Origin of the sequence: Pantoea sp. UBA5923 (assembly GCF_002431095.1) — a bacterium.
In the GTDB taxonomy this organism is placed as follows: domain Bacteria; phylum Pseudomonadota; class Gammaproteobacteria; order Enterobacterales; family Enterobacteriaceae; genus Pantoea; species Pantoea piersonii.
This window is the reverse complement of the sequence record NZ_DJDN01000019.1, coordinates 54008-68169: the sequence shown is the minus strand read 5'-3', so window position 1 is coordinate 68169 and position 14162 is coordinate 54008. Positions and strand designations below refer to the sequence as shown.

The following is a 14162-nucleotide window of genomic DNA, read 5'->3' as shown; positions in this document are numbered from 1 at the left end:
GCCGCTGGCTACGGCCCTGGCCGACCGCTGCATCTGACGCTGCTTTACAACACCTCGGAAAGCCATCAAAAAATCGCGATTGCCGTGGCATCGATGTGGAAGAAAAATCTTGGCGTTCAGGTGACGTTGCAGAACCAGGAGTGGAAAACCTATATCGACAGCCGCAACAGCGGCAATTTTGACGTTATCCGCGCCTCCTGGGTTGGCGATTACAATGAGCCATCGACATTTCTCAGCCTGCTGACCAGCGGCAACAGCAGCAATATCGCGCGCTTCAGCAACGCCGATTACGATGCGGTTCTCGCCAGAGCAAGCAGCGAAACCCAGGCTGACGCGCGCAACAGCGACTACAACAAAGCGGAGCAGATCCTGGCCGACCAGGCACCGATCGCACCGATTTACCAGTACACCAACGGCCGCCTGATCAAGCCGTGGGTGAAAGGCTATCCCATCACGAATCCTGAAGATGTCGCCTACAGCCGCGAGCTGTGGATCGCAAAACACTAAGCCCTGAGCGGCCTGCCAGCAGGCCGCATCCAGACACCTTTGCTCACAGCCTGAGGATTGCAACTCAACCGCGCCGCGCTAGACTGTATCGTATTGATTTTTGTAGTGAGGCAAGTGAGTGAACGTCATTGAAGGCAAAGCGTTGCAGGTTTCCGACGCCATTATCGCCTGTCAGCTTGATGGCAAGGGCGGCTTGATCCCTATCGAAGATAAAGATGTGATCCACTGCGAGCGCCCCTGCTGGCTGCATCTTAACTATACCCATCGCCAGAGCTCTGACTGGTTGCAGTCTACACCCCTGATCCCCGATACGGTGCGCGACGCGCTGGCGGGCGACAGTATGCGGCCGCGCGTCAGCCGTCTTGGCGACGGATTTATGATTGTGCTGCGCAGCGTTAACCACAACGCTGACTCGCGGCCTGAGCAGCTGGTGGCGATGCGGGTCTTTATCAACGACAAGCTGATTGTCTCGACGCGTCGCCGTAAAGTCTATGCGGTGGATGAGGTGCTGACCGATCTGCAAAACGGCAACGGGCCTGAAGATGGCGGCAGCTGGCTGGTCGATATCTGCGATGCGCTGACCGATCACGCCAGTGAATTCATTGAAGAGCTGCATGACAAAATTATTGTGCTGGAGGATGCGCTGCTGGATCAGCGTATACCGGCGCGCGGCGAGCTGTCGCTGCTGCGCAAGCAGCTGATAGTCATGCGACGCTATATGACGCCGCAGCGCGACGTCTATTCGCGGCTCGCCAGCGAGAAGCTGCCGTGGATGGATGACAGCGATCGCCGCCGTATGCAGGAGGTGTCCGACAGGTTAGGGCGCGGGCTAGACGACCTGGACGCAGGAGTGGCGCGTACCGCTGTACTGGCGGACGAAGTGGCCTCGCAGATGGCGGAAGCGATGAACCGCCGTACCTATACTATGTCGTTGCTGGCGATGATTTTCCTGCCGACGACCTTTCTGACCGGCCTGTTCGGCGTCAACCTCGGCGGCATTCCGGGTGCCAACTGGCACCTTGGCTTTAGCGTGTTCTGCCTGCTGCTGGTGGTTCTTGTTCTGGGCGTCGCCTGGTGGCTTAAACGGCGTAAGTGGCTGTGACAATAATGTAATCAACTGGTTACAATAGTTAATGCCGGGGCAAAAAAAGGCTGCTGATGGCAAAAAGGGAAAAAAAGCTGATCGAGGTCAATAACCCTCCAGGGCAACATCGGCAAACTCTGTATCCGCAGGTGAATGCAACGTCAAGCGATGGGCGTTGCGCTCCATATTGTCTTACTTCCTTTTTAGAATTACTGCATAGCACATATTTAATTCGATACGCCGGCCTATCCGCCGGCTTTTTTTTTGCCCCTGCGGCGGAGTTATACCTATGCTTTAAAGACAGTAACCACAAAGGAGAAGGGTATGATATCCATTATCGCCAGCGATCCGATTCCTACCGATCCCGTCCCGATTCCCGATCCGATGCCGCAACCACCGCCGAACCCGCAACCGGACCCGCAGCCTGAGCCGGGTTATCCGCCCATCCTCGATCCACCGCCGCATCGGTAAAAAAAAGGGCGTGCTGATATTGCAGCGCGCCCTTTTTTAAAGCGTTCCTGTTACGGCAGCTGTAGCACGTCGAGACGGACCACCGGCTCGGCGTCATCCGCTTCCTGCCAGCCAGCAGGCTGTACCGGCAGCGTTTCACGATCGAAGGCGAGATCGCCGCCGTCTACCACCGCATCGCCGTGTTGAATGCCTTTAAAATCGAACAGGTTGATATCCGCCAGATGCGACGGCACAACGTTCTGCATTGCGCTGAACATCGTCTCGATGCGTCCGGGATAGCGTTTGTCCCAGTCGCGCAGCATATCGGCGATCACCTGACGTTGCAGGTTAGGCTGCGAACCGCAGAGGTTGCATGGAATAATCGGGAATTTGCGCGCTTCAGAGAAGCGAACAATATCTTTTTCACGGCAGTAGGCCAGCGGGCGAATGACGATATGTTTGCCGTCGTCGCTCATCAGCTTCGGCGGCATGCCTTTCATTTTTCCGCCGTAGAACATATTCAGGAACAGCGTCTGCAGGATATCGTCGCGGTGATGGCCGAGCGCGATTTTCGTACAGCCCAGCTCGGTAGCGGTGCGGTAGAGAATGCCGCGGCGCAGGCGCGAACAGAGCGAACAGGTGGTTTTGCCTTCCGGGATCTTCTCTTTAACGATGGAGTAGGTGTCTTCTTCGACGATTTTGTATTCGACGCCAAGCGACTCCAGATATTCCGGCAGAATGTGCCCTGGAAAGCCCGGTTGTTTCTGATCGAGATTAACCGCCACCAGCGAGAAGTTAACCGGTGCGCTCTGCTGCAGATTACGCAGGATCTCCAGCAGCGTATAGCTGTCCTTGCCGCCCGACAGGCAGACCATAATGCGGTCGCCTTCTTCAATCATATTGTAATCAGCGATAGCTTCGCCGACGTTGCGACGCAGGCGCTTCTGGAGTTTATTAAGGTTGTACTGTTCTTTCTTGTCAACCGTTTGATTTTCTTGCATTTTTCTCTGTCTCTACAACCAAGAGGGGCATATAAGGGGCAAGGTCCATTCAGATTGCCAGCTTACCGTTGAGCATTTCAACCCGCTCGCGGTTCATCTTTTCAATCCAGGTCGCACAGGACTCACGGACACTCTGCGCATGTTTATGCCCCATCTGATTCGCTATAAAAGAGGGCGTGTGCGCCCGTCGATAATCATCAGCAGGCAAAAGTATGCCGCGTATGGTACGGATTACGGCGGCGAATGCCAGCACGTTTTATGGCGACAACACACAATAGGCCAGTGCTGGAAGGTGCAGGGGGCTATGCTTCCTTTTGAGGCGAAGACACACAGATAGCACCCTAACATCGCCGTTCTGAATTTTCAGGGTTAAGCTGCCTTACTTGTTGTGCCACAGAACAGAAAATGCTGGTGAAAGATCGTAATTATTGATCGAAGATATTAAAAATAACCCACGCGCTATTTAGCGAAAATGAGTGCGAGCCAGTATACGTAGTCGCTATAACCTTCTACACGCGGGCCATCGTTTGATTGAAATCCCTGCCGCGAAGGGCCAGGTATTATTCGAAAGGTATTTATTGAGACTAGGCTGTAGCGTATTCGTTCCACGAATCTCGGTAGATAATATTACCTTCCGTATATTTCCAGGTTATTGCCTCATAGCGTAATTCAAGGGTTTCCAGATGAGTACTGCTCGCACCATTTTGCGCGAGATAGGGCGATACCGTTGTGATTTTGACGTTATCCAGGGTGATGTTGAAATACTCAGATTCACTGCCCGATTCCAGTATGCGATACATTTTTATTGTTGCTTTTTTCAAGGTGCGGTTTTCGCATACGGCGCGATACAAAACGGGGGTTGTCTTGTCAAACTCTTTTACTATCACTATGGGGCGATGAATACGTGTACCAGTAAGCTTACCCCTGTTCGGATCAACTGGAATGGTCACCCCATGGGAGAATGATTTTAATTCAATAGAACCTGCTCGTGATGGCATTAAGCACTCGCCAGAGATGGGAGAGCCATTTTCATCTTCGAGCCATAAGTGTGCGGGAGTAGACATAATACATTCCTTATCAAAGAAGTTTAGAACATAGTGTGGGTAAAACGATCACCATTTGCAGTAACGAGCGAAAATGTAAATTATGAAAAGAGCAAAAAGACCTATAGGCCAGACTGGACCTTCAGGAAAAAAATGAACCAGAGCAATCGCGAAGATCAGTATCAGGACTTGAGGAGCATATAGCGCAAACAGGGACATAAAAAGACGTCTAAAGATCCTTATGATGATATTCCACATGATTATCGTAACCCCTGGAATGACTTAGATGATATCGCATCCCTGTGCCCGTAGTGTTTTAAATTAGCAAATTGCTTTAAAGAATCATTTTACTGAAAAGGTTAATGTTTGCTTTGGTATTGCTTAAAAAATATTGGAACAAAGATAATCTAGTAAAAATAAGTTTCTCTTTTAGCTATTACCACTTCATATACCATCGCTCTATGATTATCACCACAAATATGAAGAATATGAGCACCGGCCATAAGGGGCCTTCCGGGAAAAAATGTATCAGGAAAACTGCGAATAAGAATGTAAGCAATGCAGGAGCATAATCTGAAATTAAAGATTTAATCAGCCGCTTAAAAAACCTTTTAAGAATTTTTACCATATCTTTCGATCTGCTCTGGTGAATCAATTTGCGAGGCCGACATCCGATGCCCGCTGTGCTTTAGGTTGTTTACATGTAATGAAAATTTGTCGGGAAAACTTGGTTGTGTTCTTCAAACGCATACTTGAATACTCTATGCATCATCTGGTAAGGCATTTCCTTTGAGCTACTAGCATTATGGGTTTACTATATAAATTCTATAATTTAATCTGAATTTATATTCATCGTGTTTCTTTGCTCTATATAATTTTAATCAATAATAATCAATGTCAATATGAAAAAGACGAGTACAGGCCATAAGGGGCCTTCCGGGAAAAAATGTACCAGAACAATCGCGAACAAAACCGTAAGTATGGTCGGAGCATAGAGAGAAAATAAGGATTTAAACACCCTCTTAAAAAATCTTTTAATAAGGTTCATCATAGCTATCGAATCATCCGGGTGATTTTTTCTGCAATACTAGCTTCCGAGGCGCTCGGATCTATAAGCGCACCAGCTCGCTCAAACAAAGGTTCTATCAGGAAAAACATCATCTCCAGCTTATGAGTGTAAAGGGCGGCATAATAGGATGGATATGTATAATTGATTCGATGGGCGCTATCCGCCGCTTTCTGGACAATTCCATAAACGCCGACAAAAGTGGCAATTGTGCCACCTTTCTTTCCTGTTAAAGCACTCATCTCTAATGACAAATTCAGTCCCGTAGCGACAGATGTGGCTACTGCTAAAGCAAATCCATGGTTTGTGAGAGAACTGGCAGCGATATGAACATTAACAGCCATCAGTAATTTTTTAATATGTTCTAACTGGGCAGATGTTTTGTATTTGAATACTTCTTCAAAATAGATTTTAAGCATTTCATATATAACGTCAACATTTTGTAGGATCTGATAAACGCCACTAACGAATCGCAAATCTTCACTCTTCTGCTGCTGGCAGACATCCTGATACTCATCAGTAAAACAGGATGTATAATACAATGCTCGTTTTGCGCCGGCTTCTATCGTTTCAATCTGACTGGATACCGCCTTTGCAACGCCATTGATCGCGCGATCAAGCTTTATTGCAAGGATGTTATTATTCTGGAGGTATGAAATGATGCTTTCTTTATAATACATGATCAATTCCTTATGATTTAATTTTCATCTTTTTTATGTTTTTGTTGTAATTTAAAGTAAGCAGGACAGCTAACTGGTTGCAGTAATAGTACTGATCCATAATGAGCCGAGTGGTTCAGTTAACCAGACCCCATACTATATAATTTATTTTTCAAGTAAATAATAGATTCGCATATATTGATCCTCACTTGAGAATAAATGTTATCTTACAGGATTCAGATATTTTAAATGCGCTTTAATTAAAGCGGCAACCTTATGCCGCTTTTAGAAGAAGCAGAAAAGCTTAAGGGAAAGGCTAATAATAAAATTAACTGTTCTTTTATATATTAAGCTGCACCGGCATTATTACGTAAACCCTTTACCAGTAATGTGAATACCTCAATCACTTTTGGCAGCGACTGCTGCGGATCGTCACTGGCTGCTATCCACTGCGCTGCATTGAAGGCGGCGCTATTCAGCAGATAGGCGGTGGCATCCGGATCTACCGATTTGATTACGCCGCTTTCGAGCATGTTTAAGATGCTCTGACGAGTGGATTCAAGACAGCTATTCTGACTTGGCCATTGCGCAGGGTTTCCAAGAAAAGCTGGGCCATCAAGCAGAACGATGCGGCGGACTTCATCATCCAGCGCCATTTTAATGTAGGCGATCCCTTCGGCCAGCAGCTTATCCCAGTCATCACCTGCGTCAGAAACGGCGTTTCTGGCACGCTGCGCCATCTCGCCATCTATCTGGGTAACAACCGCGGCAAGTAATCCCTTTTTATCGCCAAAGTTATGGTAGAGCGCTCCGCGCGTCAGGTTAACGCTGGCGGTCAGGTCATCCATTGATGCGGCTGCAAATCCTTTTTCTGCAAAAGCTTTTCGCGCGGCCGCAATCAGTTTTGCGCGGTTGGCTTCCATCGTTTCGGCGCGGCGTTTAACAGCCATTCGTTCTCCTTGTGACATACGCAGCGTATGTGAGTTGACATACGGCGCGTATGTGTGATTAATTTTACATACGCCGCGTATATTAAATCATTTATGCAGGCTGCGCATCCCGCTTCATATACTGCTCAAAAGGATACCTTATGAATCAGCCTTACCCTGTTTTCCCGGCTAATCGACACTCTCTTTATGAGGCGCATGGTTACTCCGCTGCGATCCGTTCTGGCGATTTGCTATTCGTTTCCGGGCAGGTTGGCAGTCGCATAGACGGCTCGCCTGAACCAGACTTTGCCGCGCAGGTACAGCTCGCCTTTGATAACCTGGAGGCTACGCTTGCCGCCGCCGGGTGTACTTTTGCCGATTTGATTGATGTCACAACCTTCCATACCGATCCCGAAAAGCAGTTTTCAACCATTATGCAGGTGAAGCAGTCTGTTTTCCCTCAGCCCCCTTATCCAAACTGGACGGCCGTCGGCGTGAACTGGCTGGCTGGGTTCGATTTTGAAATTAAGGTTATTGCAAGGATCCCGACAGCACAGGATTGAAAAACAGGGTATCGCCTTTGCCTGGCGATATTTCACATATCGCCTTATGCAGGAAGACTTAATTAATCTGGCGATTTTTGCCGAGCCAGACTTTATGCAACAGTTATTAAAGTCGGACGGGCGCGACTCTTTCCGGCATTGGGTTGGCGGTTGCCCATGGCATCCTTTGCTATCTCAGCGCGCCCGTTTACTCAATTTTTACCCCGAAGCCAGTTATCAATACAAAATTTTTATACTCACGGTGGTTGAATCCTTTGCAGCATCTGCATAAGGAGAATCAACATAATGAAATGCTTCAACGTAAGTAATCCGCGCTTTTTACTTAGCAAAACGGCAATAAAGGATCTGCTGCGCGGCAGCGTTGCTCAGTCTTACACATCCCCAGGCGGAACCACGGACCGCTACAAGCAGCGACCATGAGCGGCTTTATCCAGTTCTTGTTGCGCCAGCCCTTTTATCTGTCCGATTCAAAAACGCTTTCCGGCAAACAGTCGGAGGCTCTACGGGATATTTGTATGTCAGGCTTAATTCTGGTTTCACATAATTACTGCCAGCGCTCAACGCTCTCAGCGCTGTATGAAAGTATTCTGTCCCACCGTGGCGGATTATGGATTAGCTGGAACGGGAAATGCGAAGCGATAGCGCCAGACAATCCCCGAACGCTCTCATTCCGCCATGGCAATAGGTTTGACACGCTGACGTTTCCGCTGACGCAAGAGGAGGTGGAAGAGGGGTATCACGGCTACGTGCATCAGGGGCTCTGGCCCGTTTTTCACCAGCGTCCCGACCTGGCGCGTTTTACAACCAATCGACGTCGGCACTATCAAAAGATCAACGAAGCTTATGCCCGGGCGATCGCTGAGTACGCCATGCCGGATGATATGTTGTGGATCCAGGATTACCATCTTATTCCCTGTCTGAAACTTGTCCGCGAGGCGGGGTTGCTTAACCGCACCGGTTTTTTCTTTCACCAGCCGTTTCCTTCCGGGCAGGGTTTTGAGGCGATTCCCGAGTGGCAATGGCTGGCTGAATCCCTGCTGTGCTGCGATGTGATTGGCTTCCAGACGCTTCAGGATATGAATAATTTCCTGTTGTGGATCGAGAGTGAATACCGTACCGAACGCCTCAATGCCACCACTGTGCGTATCCACGGTCGCATTATTACGACCGGCGTGTTTCCGGTCGGTATCGACCTGGAAGACGTTGAGTATCTAAAAGAGAGTAATAGCTGTCGTCAGACAGAACAGCAGTGTCGCGCCACGCTGCCGGAAAACACCATCCTTAGCGGTGGCCATCTTGACGACAGCGCCGGACTGCCTTATCGCCTTAGCGCTATGGAGGTGCTGTTACGCTCCCATCCTGAACACGAAGGCTCGATTCGTCTGCTTCAGCTCGCATCGCCCACTGCCGGTCATTTTCCACGCGCGAAAGCGGTAACGCACGCTCTTGAAAGCCTGTGCGGAGAGATGAATGGCGTACACGGCATGTTTGGCTGGTATCCGGTCAGCTGTCTGACGCAGCCTTACAGCCGGGAAGAGCAGGCAGGGCTTTACCGCGCATCGCGCGTCGCGCTGGTCACGCCGCTTATGGCGGGAATGAGCCTGATGGCGAAAATGTATGTGGCGCTCCAGGATCGGGCAAATCCCGGCGTGCTCATTCTGTCGCAGTTCGCTGGCGCATCGGAGCATATGGATGGCGCGATTGTCGTTAACCCTTATGATCCCGATGCGATTGCTGACGCCATCCATACCGCGCTGCGGCTCTCTTTAAAAGAGCGACAGAACCGGCATGCCCGGCTGATGAAAGGTATCCGACGCCTGGACTGTCACTGGTGGGCTGACGCGATGCTTGCCGAGCTGAGCAATACCGCCAGAGACGATAGCCCGGCGCCGCAGGAAAAGCGTTTGTTGTTATCTGGATTCAACGGGCGCGTCCGTTACTGATAACGCTGACCGTTCTGCCCGCCGCGCTCAGGGGCGACGCGCTGAACAGGCTTATCCGGCCGGGACTGGCTTAACCAGAACTGCGCGCCGGCGCGCAGTTCTGCTGCTGCAGCAACAGACGATCAGGCGCTTCCCTCTACCAGCACAAAGGTTCCGGTTGCCGCTTTCTCACGCAGTTTTCTCGCTGCCTGATACGCCGGGCTTTCATAGAAGCGCTTTGCCTCGGCAAAAGAGGCGAATTCAAAAATCACATGGCGCTCATGCGCTTCTCCTTCCAGATTTTCATATGCCCCGGACCAGGCGACGATTTCAGGCGCGAACTCCCGCATGGCCTCTCCGGCGGCTTTGGCATAGTCAGCGTAAGCAGCCGCATCCGACACGGTAACGTGGGCGATTAAATAACCTTTTGGCTTCATGTTTATGACCTCTGGTGGTAAAGCGGATAAAGAAACAGGGTGTGAAGCCACTCTATTGAGTATTAGACTGCCTATAAACAGCCCAAAAAAGAACGCGCTGTTATCGGAATGAGGAACAATGAAGAATCTTGATGCGTTAATGCTTTTTTGCCGCGTGGCGGAAATGATGAGCTTTACCCGAGCGGCTGAAAGCCTGGGAATTCAGAAAGGGCGTGTTTCAGCCGTTATACGCCAGCTTGAGGCAGACGTGGGCGCAACGCTGCTGCATCGCACCACGCGCAGCGTGCAGCTCACCGAGGATGGGCGCGCTTTTTATTCCCGCGCGCGGGATCTGCTGGCGGAGGCAGAGGCGCTACAGTCGATGTTCGCCGATAAGGGCGTGCCGCTGCGCGGGCGGTTGCGCATTGATATGCCCACCGTTCTGGCGCAGACCCTGTTTATTCCCGCCTTGCCGCAGCTGATGGAAGCGCATCCGGATCTTGAGATCGAACTCTCCAGCACCGATCGCCGTGTCGATCTTGTTCAGGAAGGTTTTGACTGCGTAATACGTCTTGGGCCGGTAGTGGACGATACGCTGATTGCCCGGCCGATGGGCAAGCTACGTATGATCAATGCGGCGAGTCCAGGCTATCTTGAACGTTTCGGGACGCCCCAGACGATTGAAGATCTGCTTAGCCAGGGACACAGAATGGTGCACTACATCAGGAATTTTGGGTCGAAACCTGACGGATGGGAATATCCGGTAAACGAGGGGTATAAGACGCTGATGTTACCCGGCATGATGAAGGTTAACAGCGTACAAACCTATCATGAGGCGGGGCTGGCAGGGATGGGGCTGATTCAGGCGGGCTATTCCGCGCTGGCGCCGCATCTGGCAAACGGCACGCTGGTAGAAGTTTTGCCTGCACTGCGTCCCGCGCCGCTTAGCGCGTCTTTCGTGGTGGCGCACCGGCGTAACCTGTCGCAGCGCGTCAGAGCCTTTATGCAATGGAGTGAGGCGCTGCTGAAGCCCTACCTGGAGTGATTGTGATCCCCTTTAGCACCAGCCAGGCGGCAGCGAAAAATGATAACGCCCGCACGTTTCCCGACTACAGGCTGAAGCCGCAGCAAAATTCCCTCAGCCTGGGCAGGGGACCGTGTCAGATAATGACAAGCCCCGCGCCGGTATTACCACTCCGCGACTGAACCATCCGCATGGCGCCACAGCGGGTTATGCCAGTCTGAAACATTTTTGCTGCGTTCAATCACCTGCGCCTCGTCGATCTCCACGCCGAGTCCCGGTTTCATTAAGGGTTTAAAAAAGCCGCCTTCCATGCTGAAGTCCTCTTTGTTTTTCACAAAGTCGAGCAGCTCCGCGCCCTGATTGTAATGAATGCCCATGCTCTGCTCCTGGAAGACCGCGTTGCGCGAGACGAAATCGACGTGCAGACAGGCGGCGAGAGCGATGGGGCCAAGGGGACAGTGGGGGGCGAGGGCGACATCCCAGGCTTCCGCCATGGCGGCGATTTTACAGCATTCGGTAATGCCGCCGGCATGAGAGAGATCGGGTTGCAGGATAGCCAGGCCGCCCGCCTCCAGCACCCGTTTGAACTCAAAGCGCGAGAACATGCGTTCGCCTGCGGCGAGAGGCACAGCCGTTTGCGCCGCCAGTTTGGGGTAATATTCAGCCTGCTCAGCCAGTACCGGCTCCTCAATAAACAGCGGACGATAAGGCTCCAGCTCTTTAATCAGGATTTTCGCCATCGGCGCGCTAACGCGGCCGTGAAAGTCGAGGCCGAACTCAATCTCATAGCCAAAGGCTTCACGGATTTGCGCCACGGTATTTACCGCGGCGTCCACTTTGCGCGAGTCGTCAATTATTCCCAGCTCTTCACAGCCGTTAAGTTTGAAGGTGTCAAAACCGATATGGCGTAATTTTTCAATACCGCCAATCACTTCCGCTGGCCGGTCGCCGCCTACCCAGCTGTAGGCTTTGATTTTATCGCGTACCAGGCCACCCATTAGCTGCCAGACCGGCGCGCCCAGTACCTTGCCTTTAATATCCCACAGCGCCTGGTCGATACCGGCGATAGCGCTCATCAGGATCGGGCCGCCGCGATAAAAACCTGCGCGGTACATGACCTGCCAGAGATCGTTAATGCGCGCCGGATCCTGACCAATCAGGTAGTCACCCAGCTCGTGTACTGCGGCCTCAACGGTGCGCGCGCGTCCTTCTATAACCGGTTCCCCCCAGCCAGTCACGCCTTCGTCGGTTTCGATTTTAAGAAACATCCAGCGCGGGGGTAAACGCCAGGTGGTGAGCCGGGTTATTTTCATTTCATTGCCTCTCGGTATGCCTGAACAAATGCGGCCGCCTGTTGCGCGGTGCGTTCTACGGGTTGTCCGGCGCGGTAGAGATCGCTGCCGAGTCCGGCGCCTGCGCAGCCGGCATCAAGCCATTGCGCCAGGTTCTCCGGCGTTACGCCGCCAACCGCCAGCACCGGCACATCCTCGGGGAGCACCGCCTTCAGCGCTTTGATATAGCCCGGCCCAAAGGCTGATGAGGGGAAGATTTTTAACGCCTGCGCACCGGCATCCAGCGCGTTAAAGGCTTCGCTGGCGGTCGCGCAGCCGGGACAGACGATCATCCCCAGGCTGACGGCGTGGCGAATCAGTTCGGGCTGGATATTGGGCGTCACGATGAGTTTGCTGCCCATCTGAGCGAGCATATCCACCTGTTCTGTTTTCAATACCGTTCCCGCGCCAGTCAGCGCCCTGTCGCCGTAAGCCTCCAGAATCAGCGGGATGCTTTTTTCCCACTGCGGGGAGTTAAGGGGGATCTCTACCGCATCAAAGCCCGCGTCGATCACGGCGCCGACGTGCGCCAGTACCTCATCGGGCTTTACTCCGCGCAGAATAGCGATAAGCGGGAGTTCAGTTGGCCATTGCATTAACGATGCTCCTTATTCCTGCCTGAAATGCCGTATCGCCGGATATTATCGTCGCCTGACGTCCCACAGCGGCCAGCGCCTGTTGATAACGGTTCGCCAGCGCCTCTCCGGCAACGAGGGTAATCTCTTGATCGCTAAAACGTTCGCTCATCGTGGCGACTTCCGCGCCAATCAGTAGTCCGGATAAAAATTCACTGACCTGTTCAGGGGGCAGCGCGCCCAAAAGACGCGAGGCGCGGATCTCAAAAAGCTGCGGTAACAGCGCTGACGTCGCGAGACCGCGCTCCAGCCCAGCGGTAAAGGCGCTCTGCGACGGCTGCTGCTCCGGTAATCCGGCGCCCAGCAGCGAATGGCGCAGCAGCAGATGATGCAGTTCGCCAGTCATGACGGTGTGAAAATCTTGAATATAGCGATCGTCAGCCTTGACCCATTTACAGTGCGTTCCCGGCATAACGTAGAGAGAGGAGGGAGCCAGCGTTTGTGCGCCAAGCAGCTGCGTCTCCTCGCCGCGCATCACGTTATGATTATCCTCCCGGCAGAGGCATAAACCTGGAACGATCCAGACGTTATTGTCGACGGCAGCGAGCTGTTCGCCGATCGTCGATAAACTCACGGGCAGCGGCAGATAAGGAACGCTTTTCCAGCCTGCGTTGCTGCCTACCATGCCCGCCATTACCACGGGCGTGGCGCTGTCGCGCCATCCCTTAGTCACATCCGCCAGCACCGCCTGCGGGGATTTTCCATTCAGTCGGGTAACGCCTGCCTCGGACTGCCTGCTCTCCTGACATTGGTCATTCTCGACAAGCCAGGCGCGTAAGTTGGTTGATCCCCAGTCAATGGCGATGTAGCGAAATGTCATGTGATCTCCTTTAACCGATGTGTCGAGCTGGCGATCATGGTGTAGGCCGCCTGTTCTGCCGCATCGCCGTTCTGCAATCGTATAGCGTCGAACAACGCTTTATGTTCACGGAGCGTTTGCGGCATGTTGGCTTCATCGCCTTTCCAGGTGCGTTCAAACACGGCCCGCTGTAGCGAGCTGATGGCTACGCTAAGCTGCTCCAGCACCGGATTGTGCACAGAGCGTAAAACCGCCTCATGGTAACGAATGTCCGCCTCGTTAAAGGCTTCGCGGTTTTGGTTGTTGGCGATCATGTCGTTCAGCGCCGCCTCAATCTGCGCCAGATCCTGTGACGTAGCGCGCTCTGCCGCCCAGCGCGCAATAACCGGCTCCACCAGATTTCGCACTTCGCTCATGGCGGCGATCAGGTGCGGGTCAGCATCGTTTTCCAGCACCCACTGAAGCACCTCCGTATCCAGGTAGTTCCACTGATTACGCGGGGTGACGAACGCGCCGTGATAACGCCTGGTTTCAATAAGTCGCTTTGCCGTCAGCGAACGAAACACCTCACGGATGATGTTGCGCGAGGTCTCAAACTCCTCACACAGCTCTGTCTCTGCCGGTAACGCTGCGCCCGGAAGATATTTGCCGCTGACGATTTGTTTACCCAGGGTAATAACGATGCGATCGGTTTTATTGAGGTTCATAACCACTCCCTATGTTCTGATTGTGC

15 protein-coding genes are annotated in these 14162 nt (G+C 52.4%); 6 read left to right on the top strand and 9 right to left on the bottom strand.

Going from position 1 to position 14162, the window contains the following annotated elements; all coding sequences use genetic code 11:
• The 3 genes from B3797_RS04595 to B3797_RS04585 form a co-directional block, all read left to right on the top strand.
• Nucleotides 1–507: peptide ABC transporter substrate-binding protein (locus tag B3797_RS04595; RefSeq protein WP_311790511.1), on the top strand; the 507-nt coding region annotated here is incomplete at its 5' end.
• Between the two features lie 118 nt (nucleotides 508–625).
• Nucleotides 626–1609, top strand: coding sequence for a zinc transporter ZntB (gene zntB / locus B3797_RS04590; RefSeq protein ID WP_311781343.1), 984 nt, complete (start codon nucleotides 626–628; stop codon nucleotides 1607–1609).
• Nucleotides 1610–1915: 306 nt separating this feature from the next.
• A complete protein-coding gene (locus tag B3797_RS04585; protein ID WP_311781344.1) occupies nucleotides 1916–2062 on the top strand; it encodes a hypothetical protein in 147 nt (48 codons plus the stop codon).
• A 50-nt stretch (nucleotides 2063–2112) separates the two neighbouring features.
• Here the strand turns inward: B3797_RS04585 and ttcA are convergent, their stop codons facing one another.
• The 4 genes from ttcA to B3797_RS04560 all read right to left on the bottom strand — a co-directional run bounded on the left by ttcA (nucleotide 2113) and on the right by B3797_RS04560 (nucleotide 6760).
• The gene (gene ttcA / locus B3797_RS04580) at nucleotides 2113–3042 is read right to left on the bottom strand and encodes a tRNA 2-thiocytidine(32) synthetase TtcA (RefSeq protein ID WP_311790510.1); all 930 of its coding nucleotides are present in this window, start codon (nucleotides 3040–3042) and stop codon (nucleotides 2113–2115) included.
• Between the two features lie 584 nt (nucleotides 3043–3626).
• Nucleotides 3627–4106 carry an Hcp family type VI secretion system effector gene (locus tag B3797_RS04570; protein ID WP_271153107.1) on the bottom strand — a complete coding sequence of 160 codons (480 nt, stop codon included), beginning with the start codon at nucleotides 4104–4106 and terminating at the stop codon, nucleotides 3627–3629.
• A 1032-nt stretch (nucleotides 4107–5138) separates the two neighbouring features.
• Nucleotides 5139–5831, bottom strand: a complete 693-nt coding sequence (locus B3797_RS04565; protein WP_311790509.1) for a hypothetical protein — start codon at nucleotides 5829–5831, stop codon at nucleotides 5139–5141.
• 326 nt (nucleotides 5832–6157) lie between these two features.
• Nucleotides 6158–6760 carry a TetR/AcrR family transcriptional regulator gene (locus B3797_RS04560; RefSeq protein ID WP_311790508.1) on the bottom strand — a complete coding sequence of 201 codons (603 nt, stop codon included), beginning with the start codon at nucleotides 6758–6760 and terminating at the stop codon, nucleotides 6158–6160.
• Between the two features lie 140 nt (nucleotides 6761–6900).
• Between B3797_RS04560 and B3797_RS04555 the strand changes: the two genes are divergently transcribed.
• Nucleotides 6901–7302 carry a RidA family protein gene (locus B3797_RS04555; protein ID WP_311790507.1) on the top strand — a complete coding sequence of 134 codons (402 nt, stop codon included), beginning with the start codon at nucleotides 6901–6903 and terminating at the stop codon, nucleotides 7300–7302.
• Nucleotides 7303–7817: 515 nt separating this feature from the next.
• Entirely contained in the window at nucleotides 7818–9245 is a 1428-nt protein-coding gene (locus B3797_RS04550; protein ID WP_311790506.1) for an alpha,alpha-trehalose-phosphate synthase (UDP-forming), read from the top strand.
• Between the two features lie 122 nt (nucleotides 9246–9367).
• Here B3797_RS04550 and B3797_RS04545 read toward each other — a convergent pair whose 3' ends face one another.
• On the bottom strand, nucleotides 9368–9661 hold the full coding sequence (locus B3797_RS04545) for a DUF1330 domain-containing protein (RefSeq protein ID WP_126688919.1): 294 nt from the start codon (nucleotides 9659–9661) through the stop codon (nucleotides 9368–9370).
• 118 nt (nucleotides 9662–9779) lie between these two features.
• Between B3797_RS04545 and B3797_RS04540 the strand changes: the two genes are divergently transcribed.
• A complete protein-coding gene (locus tag B3797_RS04540) occupies nucleotides 9780–10685 on the top strand; it encodes a LysR substrate-binding domain-containing protein (protein ID WP_269950246.1) in 906 nt (301 codons plus the stop codon).
• Nucleotides 10686–10828: 143 nt separating this feature from the next.
• Here B3797_RS04540 and dgoD read toward each other — a convergent pair whose 3' ends face one another.
• Genes dgoD through dgoR form a run of 4 tightly spaced genes read right to left on the bottom strand, consistent with a single transcriptional unit; the run spans nucleotide 10829 to nucleotide 14136 of the window.
• On the bottom strand, nucleotides 10829–11977 hold the full coding sequence (dgoD, locus tag B3797_RS04535; RefSeq protein ID WP_311781351.1) for a galactonate dehydratase: 1149 nt from the start codon (nucleotides 11975–11977) through the stop codon (nucleotides 10829–10831).
• Nucleotides 11974–12591: a 2-dehydro-3-deoxy-6-phosphogalactonate aldolase gene (locus B3797_RS04530; RefSeq protein WP_311781352.1), complete on the bottom strand. Its 618-nt coding sequence runs from the start codon at nucleotides 12589–12591 to the stop codon at nucleotides 11974–11976. Before B3797_RS04530 ends, dgoD begins: the two co-directional genes overlap by 4 nt.
• Nucleotides 12575–13450, bottom strand: coding sequence for a 2-dehydro-3-deoxygalactonokinase (locus B3797_RS04525; protein WP_311790505.1), 876 nt, complete (start codon nucleotides 13448–13450; stop codon nucleotides 12575–12577). Before B3797_RS04525 ends, B3797_RS04530 begins: the two co-directional genes overlap by 17 nt.
• Nucleotides 13447–14136 carry a D-galactonate utilization transcriptional regulator DgoR gene (dgoR, locus tag B3797_RS04520; protein ID WP_311790504.1) on the bottom strand — a complete coding sequence of 230 codons (690 nt, stop codon included), beginning with the start codon at nucleotides 14134–14136 and terminating at the stop codon, nucleotides 13447–13449. The genes B3797_RS04525 and dgoR overlap by 4 nt, the downstream gene beginning before the upstream one ends.
• Nucleotides 14137–14162: the final 26 nt, after the last annotated feature.

Coding starts and splice junctions, on each gene's coding strand:
- B3797_RS04560 (WP_311790508.1), bottom strand. CDS start 6,760: ATGGCTGTTAAACGCCGCGCCGAAACGATGGAAGCCAACCGCGCAAAA.
- B3797_RS04570 (WP_271153107.1), bottom strand. CDS start 4,106: ATGTCTACTCCCGCACACTTATGGCTCGAAGATGAAAATGGCTCTCCC.
- B3797_RS04545 (WP_126688919.1), bottom strand. CDS start 9,661: ATGAAGCCAAAAGGTTATTTAATCGCCCACGTTACCGTGTCGGATGCG.
- B3797_RS04555 (WP_311790507.1), top strand. CDS start 6,901: ATGAATCAGCCTTACCCTGTTTTCCCGGCTAATCGACACTCTCTTTAT.
- B3797_RS04585 (WP_311781344.1), top strand. CDS start 1,916: ATGATATCCATTATCGCCAGCGATCCGATTCCTACCGATCCCGTCCCG.
- B3797_RS04565 (WP_311790509.1), bottom strand. CDS start 5,831: ATGTATTATAAAGAAAGCATCATTTCATACCTCCAGAATAATAACATC.
- B3797_RS04525 (WP_311790505.1), bottom strand. CDS start 13,450: ATGACATTTCGCTACATCGCCATTGACTGGGGATCAACCAACTTACGC.
- B3797_RS04530 (WP_311781352.1), bottom strand. CDS start 12,591: ATGCAATGGCCAACTGAACTCCCGCTTATCGCTATTCTGCGCGGAGTA.
- ttcA (WP_311790510.1), bottom strand. CDS start 3,042: ATGCAAGAAAATCAAACGGTTGACAAGAAAGAACAGTACAACCTTAAT.
- dgoD (WP_311781351.1), bottom strand. CDS start 11,977: ATGAAAATAACCCGGCTCACCACCTGGCGTTTACCCCCGCGCTGGATG.
- B3797_RS04550 (WP_311790506.1), top strand. CDS start 7,818: ATGTCAGGCTTAATTCTGGTTTCACATAATTACTGCCAGCGCTCAACG.
- B3797_RS04540 (WP_269950246.1), top strand. CDS start 9,780: ATGAAGAATCTTGATGCGTTAATGCTTTTTTGCCGCGTGGCGGAAATG.
- dgoR (WP_311790504.1), bottom strand. CDS start 14,136: ATGAACCTCAATAAAACCGATCGCATCGTTATTACCCTGGGTAAACAA.